We start from the raw sequence: 6,193 nt of genomic DNA, 5'->3' as shown, positions 1-6,193 counted from the left end.
TGTGGCGTGACAAAGCACGCGACACTCACTCAAGCGCATTGATAAAACGCCATAATGTCGTCTTCTCGATGAATTTTTCCTCGGCGCCGACGAAAGTCATCTTTCCTTGGGTGCCAAAACAGCCAACACTGCGGTTGTCGATAGCGAAGCTGGAGTCGTCCTTTGCTCGAACGAAAACCGCCAAGGATAGCCAAGCCCTCCGAAGCGGCTTTGAAGGTCGGTGCCGAGCTCTATTCCGTGTTTCGCAGGTTCGTGCCGCTTGAAGGCCCGCTGACTGCCGCAGCGGTAGCAGCGATCTCGGAGAAAACTGGACTCGGCACGCGTCGGATACGGGAACTTGCGCGCCGATTTCGAAGCAAACCCATCGCCGAGAGCCTTGCTTCGCTGCCCAAGGGCCCCAAGCCTGGCAAGAAGCACGCATCGGCGGCTGTGATCGAGGTGATCGACAGGGAGATTGTAGAGATTTTCCTGAAAAGGCCGCCACCCGCGATCAGGGAAGCGGCGAACCAGATTCGCGGACTGCTGATCGCGGACACGGGCGATCACAGGTTCGACATGGCCGATGTTCCCAGCGTGCGCACTATCGAGCGGATGATTGGCGAAATCAGTTCGCCGCAATTGGCGCGTTCGACCATGGGGTCAAAGCGGCGAACCGCACATGAGCCGCACCCGGGAGAATACCTCAGCGAAGGGCTGCTGGATGTGGTTCAGATGGACCATTCGCCCGCCAATGTCATGCTGGTGGACAGCTTGCACCGCAATGCCTTGGGGAGGCCCTGGGTGACTTTGCTGATCGATGTCTGGAGCCGCTGCATCCTCGGGTTCTATGTGAGCTTTGGGGATCCATCGATCTTCCGGTGCGGGCGGGCAGTCGCAAATGCGCTGTTGCCCAAGAAGCCCTTGCTCACGGGCCTCCAGATGACGGAGGATTATCCCATGCATGGCTTTTTCAAGCGGTTGCACGCCGATTTTGCATCGGCGCATCGCGCTGAAGCGTTCAGAAGCGCCTGCCACACATATGGGATCGATCCGGATGTCCGGCCGCGTGGGGCCTCGCACCTGGGCGGGCATATCGAGCGATTGATTGGCACTATGTCGGAAAAGATGTTGCTGCTCCCCGGTGCCACGGGCGGCGATGTGACCAAGCGTGACGGGTACGATCCTTCGGAGACGTCGGCCATGACGCTGGAGGAGTTTGAGCGCTGGTTTATCAGGGAGATTTGCCGCTATCACATGACGCCGCACGAGGGATTGGGAAAGATTGCGCCGGCTCAGATGTGGGCCGATGGGCTCGCGGCGCATGGCTCGCTGGTTCCCACCGGACTCGATGTCGAGCAATTGACCCGCCGGTTTCTGCCGTGGGTCGAACGCACCGTGACGGCCGGAGGCGTCCAGATCGGCCACCGTCGTTACTGGCACGAGAGCTTCGCGACCCGAATTGGTCTCAAAATCATGATTCATGTCGATGAGCGGACGATCCAGGAGGTGTATCCGCAGATCGACGAGAAGCTCGTCGCCGCGCGCGTCGTGGGCTCGTTTCCCCACGTGACGAAAGTCGAGTGGGACGCTGCCGCTGCCGCCTTGCGAAACCGTGGCCGCGCCTTTCAACAGAGTGGCGGGCAAACGGAGATCGCCCGGCTCGTGCATGCCAACCGGCAGGAAGTGCAAGGTGCAACGATCCGCACCCGGGAACAGCGGTGCTTGCGCAAACGGCTCGAACGCGAGGGCATTTCACACAGTGCCGGACCGCCGCCTGAAGGGCTTCAGGAAGAACGAGCGAAGTGGCTGCCTGTCGAGGAATTGGGGGAGGTGAAGTGGCTCAAACCGATCAACCAATAGCATTTTCGCAGTCATCGGGTTCGCTGCACAAGGCGTTCTGGATCGATTTCGACCAAGCGCGGGCCCATGTGAATACGCTGATGGGGCTCGTCGACGAGCCCCCTGACGATCGGCCGACTTGCGTGGTCCTGGTGGGGCAATCCGGTATGGGCAAGACGTCGATTCTGAAGGAGGTCGGTCGGCGGATACGCACGGCGTATCCGGAGCCGGCGAACTTGGGCGAAGCGCGCTACCTGCCGATGTTGCACGCGGTGGTGCCGACCCACCCGACCTCGCTCAGGATCAATCTGACGCTGTTGTGGAAGCAGGGGTGGCCGCTGACCAGACGGACGCATCAGATAGCCGACCTCAAGGTGGCCGAATTGCTCGGCAAGCAGGGAACCAAGTTGGTTGCGATCGATAACGTCCATGCGATCCTCACAGCCAGCGGCCGGGCGAGGCGCGATGCGCTGGATTCCTTCCGCTTCCTCATGAGCGAGGGTAACGTTCACATGGTAGTCGCGGGCCTCGACGTCGCTGCCGATATCTTCAGCGACGACGTGGAGCTGGCTTATCGCTCGATTATCTTGCGCATGCCTCCCTGGCTTCCGGGCGAGCCTTCGCAACAACTGATACGGGCTCTGGCCCACCGCATGGGCTTGATTGATCCGGACCGCTTCGCAGAACCGGAAATCGCCGAGTTCATCTGGCGCAACAGCCACGGGGTGACCGGCAATTTCAAGCGACTACTGCACCGGAGCTACCGAGTTGCCAAAGATACGTACGGCAGGCAACGGGTTGAATTTTCCGATATTTACGAGGCGGCCAAGTTCTTTCCATCCTACATCGACCGGTGACGGGAAGGGAGCATAAGCAGGAATCGGAACCGCTGGCACTTCGCGTGCGCCCGCAGGCTGATGAATGCTTCGATTCGTGGATAGAGCGGATGGCGCTTGCGCATGACACCACGCGGGGCGTATTGTTTCAGCATCTCGGCATCGATGCGAGCCTTGCCAGCCTGGACCTTGCCCGGGGCACAAGCGGTGTCGCGCTTGAACATCAATTCGCCGTGGATCAAATGGTCGGCCAGCTTGCCTGGGCGGTGCAGGTTGAGCCGGAACAGATCGAAAGTACCTTTCTCGATATCGACGGAGCAGTGCTGCTTCCGCGCCGCTTGCGCCAGTATGGCTGTGCCCGCTGCTGGCAGGAAGCAATTCGCGACGGACGCCCAAGGATCATCCGCAAGGAATGGATCTTGCGGATGAGCTGGCGTTGCCGACTGCACGACCTGCCGCTCAGCAAGTTGCCGGTGCCTGATGGTGCGCCTGACGATCAGTATCTCCTGACCTGGCTGAGCGGAGCGCTCGTAGGTGCGGAGAGTTTGCGGTGGGGGCTCGACTATAGGGGGGCGATGATCGAACGAAACGAAGTTTGCCTCGACATGCTGATCCGGCACAGTCGGCGGCGGCTGAAGGGCCGCAAGCAAGACTATCTTGATCGCTTCCGGGCAAACGCCTTTCACTTTGCTCGCGACCGCATCGCCATGCTGGCCCTGGCGCATAGTCACGCCGGCCGGGGTGTGTGGGGATTTGAGCGGCTGCTCGCGCTTGGCTTGGCCGAGCGTCCGGGGCGGAATTTGGAGTCGCTGAAGGCACCCAAGCCGACGAAGCGCCTGACGGCGTGTTGGCGGGTCGGGCAGGGGAGGGCACCGCACCGGGCCTTCGAGGCCGAATTGCTCGATGTGCTGTTGGCCTATGCCCATCTGCGCGAGCGACGCGACGGGGAAACCTTGGCGCGGGCCCGTTTCGGCCATTTCCGCACATTTGGCTCACAGGATGCTTCAGCCGTGGCGATGTAGGGGCCTATATCTACGAAATGCACCCTGAGAAGCCCGTAGAGCGTGCTGTCGGGGGTTTGGCACCTTCGGCCTATTTCGAGTCTGTTTTCACGCTCTGGAGCCTGTTTCTGGGCGTTTCGGTTTTAACAAAAAATATCAGTCATTTATGACCATAACAGGGGGCTTGGTTGATCCAAGGCCCCCAAAGCGTCTGTCGAGCGCCTCCATTTCGGCATCAAATGCGGCCAGCACCGAATCGAGGGTGGGGGAGGGTGGCGGCGGCAGGCGAGGACGACCGCGCTCGGGTGGGACCAACCCCAGCGCCAAAGCGACATCGGGCGTGACGTAGCTGCGCCAAGTGCTGCGCCCCGAAGTTTCGACAAGTAGGCCAAGGCGAGCGGCGCGGGTCAGCAGTTTTCCAGCGCCCGAGATGCTGAGGCCCAGTTCTGGTGCAAGACTACGCGGCGCGAGATACGGTCGGGCGAGCGCGATGCGCCCGAGCTCGGCAAGCATGCCAGGGCGGCGTTCGCCGCAAATGGCGGCGGCGCCATGCCGGGATACTTGTTCGAGCCGTTCGAGCCGGGTGAGGCCGTCGGACGCCAGGCGGCTGAGCTGCTTGAGCAGGCGCTTCAGCAGCGCGGGCCGGGGATCGAGCGCGAAACGTTGGCCGGCGTCACCTGCGACGAGGCAGGGCAGGGGGGCCTTGGTAATCCCGATGCGGCGCAGGATCACCGGGAACGCGAGCCAGGGAGCGGCCGAGCGGTCGACTCGCGCCCAGGCATCGAGTAGAGTGAGTGCGCGCACGAGAGCAGGGGCTTCGCCCCAGCTTTCAGGCGGATCAAAGGTAAACGGCAAGTCCTCGCGCCAGTGCGGCCCTTCGGCCTCAGTGAGACGGACAAGCCAGGGCTGGTACGCTTCGAAGGGTTCACCCATGGTTTGGGGCGGCTCGCGCCCGGCGAGCCGCAGGCCGCAATTGTGGGCAATAATATCGATTTCCTCGAGCGGTACTTGGCAGAGCCGGAGCGCGGTTGCATATCCGGTCCAGCTTGCGCGAAGGCGCCATGCGCTGCCAAAGGAACTGGCGCAAATCCGGGCATCGAGGCGGGCGATAGCCGCGCTCGCTTCAGCGAGGGCACCTGCGAGATCGGGCGTCCAGGCGAGGGCAGAGAAGGGCAGGGGCGTGCGCATTATAGCCTGATTGTAGACTGAATGTGGTCTTTCAGTCCATAGGCTGTCATACCTAGTGTTGATAATGGATCGTTATCACGCCTCTATACATTATAGAAACGCCCGGCTATCCTCACGCCCATGGCGAAAAAGCGTCCTTCCACCTCAATTGTTCCGTTGAGCTGCGAGCCTGTCGATCTCATCGCTGACGTGCGTGCGCTGGTCGGCGGTGGTGAGGCCATCGACGCCGCGCTGCTCGACGCCGCCATGCGGGGTTGGTCGCGCAACACAAGGCGGGCGTTTCGCTCTGACCTGACCTTGTGGGATGGGTGGTGCCGCAAGCACGGCGTGTCCGCGTGTGAAGCCTCGCCGGCGGATGTGGCGGCCTGGATCCGCGCGCTCGCCGGGATCGACACCCCTGACATGACGCCGCGCGCAGCGGCGACGATCGAGCGCTACCTCGTTCATGTCGGATGGGCTTACCGGATGGCGGGTCTTCCCGACCCGACTGCCGATCCCTTGGTGAAGTTCGAGCGCAAGGCGGCGCGCAAGCACCTGGGCGTGCGCCAGCGTCAGGCGCGGGCCATCCGGTTCAAGGGCGACATCGCCGATCTCGACAGCCCTGCGTGCGGTGTCTGCCTTGCCCACCTCATCAAGGCCTGTCGGCGTGACGCACTGGGCCTGCGTGACGCAGCGCTGCTGCGCATTGCCTACGATACCGGCGCACGCCGATCAGAGCTGGTGGCGATCGACGTGGCGCATGTCGAGGGGCCCGATGCCGAAGGTGCGGGGATTCTGAACATCCCCTCGAGCAAGACCGACCAGGCAGGGGAGGGCGGTGAGGCCTATCTTGCACCCGCGACCATGGTGGCCATCGCCCGCTGGCGCGAGGTGGGCGGCATCGACAAGGGCCCACTGCTGCGCCGGGTGGTGACGCACTTCGATGGCTCGATCGACAGGATCGGCGCGGCGCGGCTGCACCCCAATAGCATTGGCCTGATCTACAAGCGTCTCGTTCGCCGCGCTTGGGAAAAGCGCCTGCTTGGCGAGATGAGTGAGGCTGAGCTTGATCGTTGGCTGAAAGCGGTGTCCTCGCACTCGATTCGGGTCGGGGTGGCGCAGGATAACTTTGCGGCAGGAGAAGGGCTACCCGCGATCATGCAGGCCTACCGCTGGCGCGACGCCCGCACGGTCATGCGCTACGGGGCGAAACTGGCCATGAAGAGCGGTGCCTCCGCGCGATTGGCCAAGCGGTTCAGCGAGCAGGGGTAAGCAGCGGCACGTTTCCGGGGCGCATCTTCACCGCAGTCTATTTTGGCACGTCGGCTGCGAAGGATTGCTCTCTACTGCGCTCTTCTTTGGCGTCCGACA

General features: G+C 62.6%; 6 protein-coding genes. 5 read left to right on the top strand and 1 reads right to left on the bottom strand.

What is annotated here, in order from left to right; genetic code table 11:
- The 4 genes from GGQ88_RS21145 to GGQ88_RS20800 form a co-directional block, all read left to right on the top strand.
- Positions 1 to 263, top strand: a 263-nt coding sequence (locus GGQ88_RS21145; protein ID WP_221214813.1) for a hypothetical protein, incomplete at its 5' end; no start/stop codon positions are given.
- 166 nt (positions 264 to 429) lie between these two features.
- Positions 430 to 1,839 carry a Mu transposase C-terminal domain-containing protein gene (locus tag GGQ88_RS20810; protein ID WP_343057319.1) on the top strand — a complete coding sequence of 470 codons (1,410 nt, stop codon included), beginning with the start codon at positions 430 to 432 and terminating at the stop codon, positions 1,837 to 1,839.
- The gene (locus GGQ88_RS20805; RefSeq protein ID WP_019054306.1) at positions 1,815 to 2,675 is read left to right on the top strand and encodes a TniB family NTP-binding protein; all 861 of its coding nucleotides are present in this window, start codon (positions 1,815 to 1,817) and stop codon (positions 2,673 to 2,675) included. The genes GGQ88_RS20810 and GGQ88_RS20805 overlap by 25 nt, the downstream gene beginning before the upstream one ends.
- Positions 2,672 to 3,676, top strand: a complete 1,005-nt coding sequence (locus tag GGQ88_RS20800; RefSeq protein WP_019054305.1) for a TniQ family protein — start codon at positions 2,672 to 2,674, stop codon at positions 3,674 to 3,676. Before GGQ88_RS20805 ends, GGQ88_RS20800 begins: the two co-directional genes overlap by 4 nt.
- Positions 3,677 to 3,811: 135 nt before the next feature.
- Here GGQ88_RS20800 and GGQ88_RS20795 read toward each other — a convergent pair whose 3' ends face one another.
- Positions 3,812 to 4,843: a hypothetical protein gene (locus GGQ88_RS20795; protein ID WP_019054304.1), complete on the bottom strand. Its 1,032-nt coding sequence runs from the start codon at positions 4,841 to 4,843 to the stop codon at positions 3,812 to 3,814.
- 120 nt (positions 4,844 to 4,963) lie between these two features.
- Between GGQ88_RS20795 and GGQ88_RS20790 the strand changes: the two genes are divergently transcribed.
- Positions 4,964 to 6,094: a site-specific integrase gene (locus GGQ88_RS20790; protein WP_043146076.1), complete on the top strand. Its 1,131-nt coding sequence runs from the start codon at positions 4,964 to 4,966 to the stop codon at positions 6,092 to 6,094.
- Positions 6,095 to 6,193: the final 99 nt, after the last annotated feature.

The organism is Novosphingobium hassiacum (genome assembly GCF_014196055.1).
Classification (GTDB): domain Bacteria; phylum Pseudomonadota; class Alphaproteobacteria; order Sphingomonadales; family Sphingomonadaceae; genus Novosphingobium; species Novosphingobium hassiacum.
The sequence above is the reverse complement of the archived record's forward strand: the minus strand, read 5'-3'. Positions and strand labels throughout refer to the sequence as shown.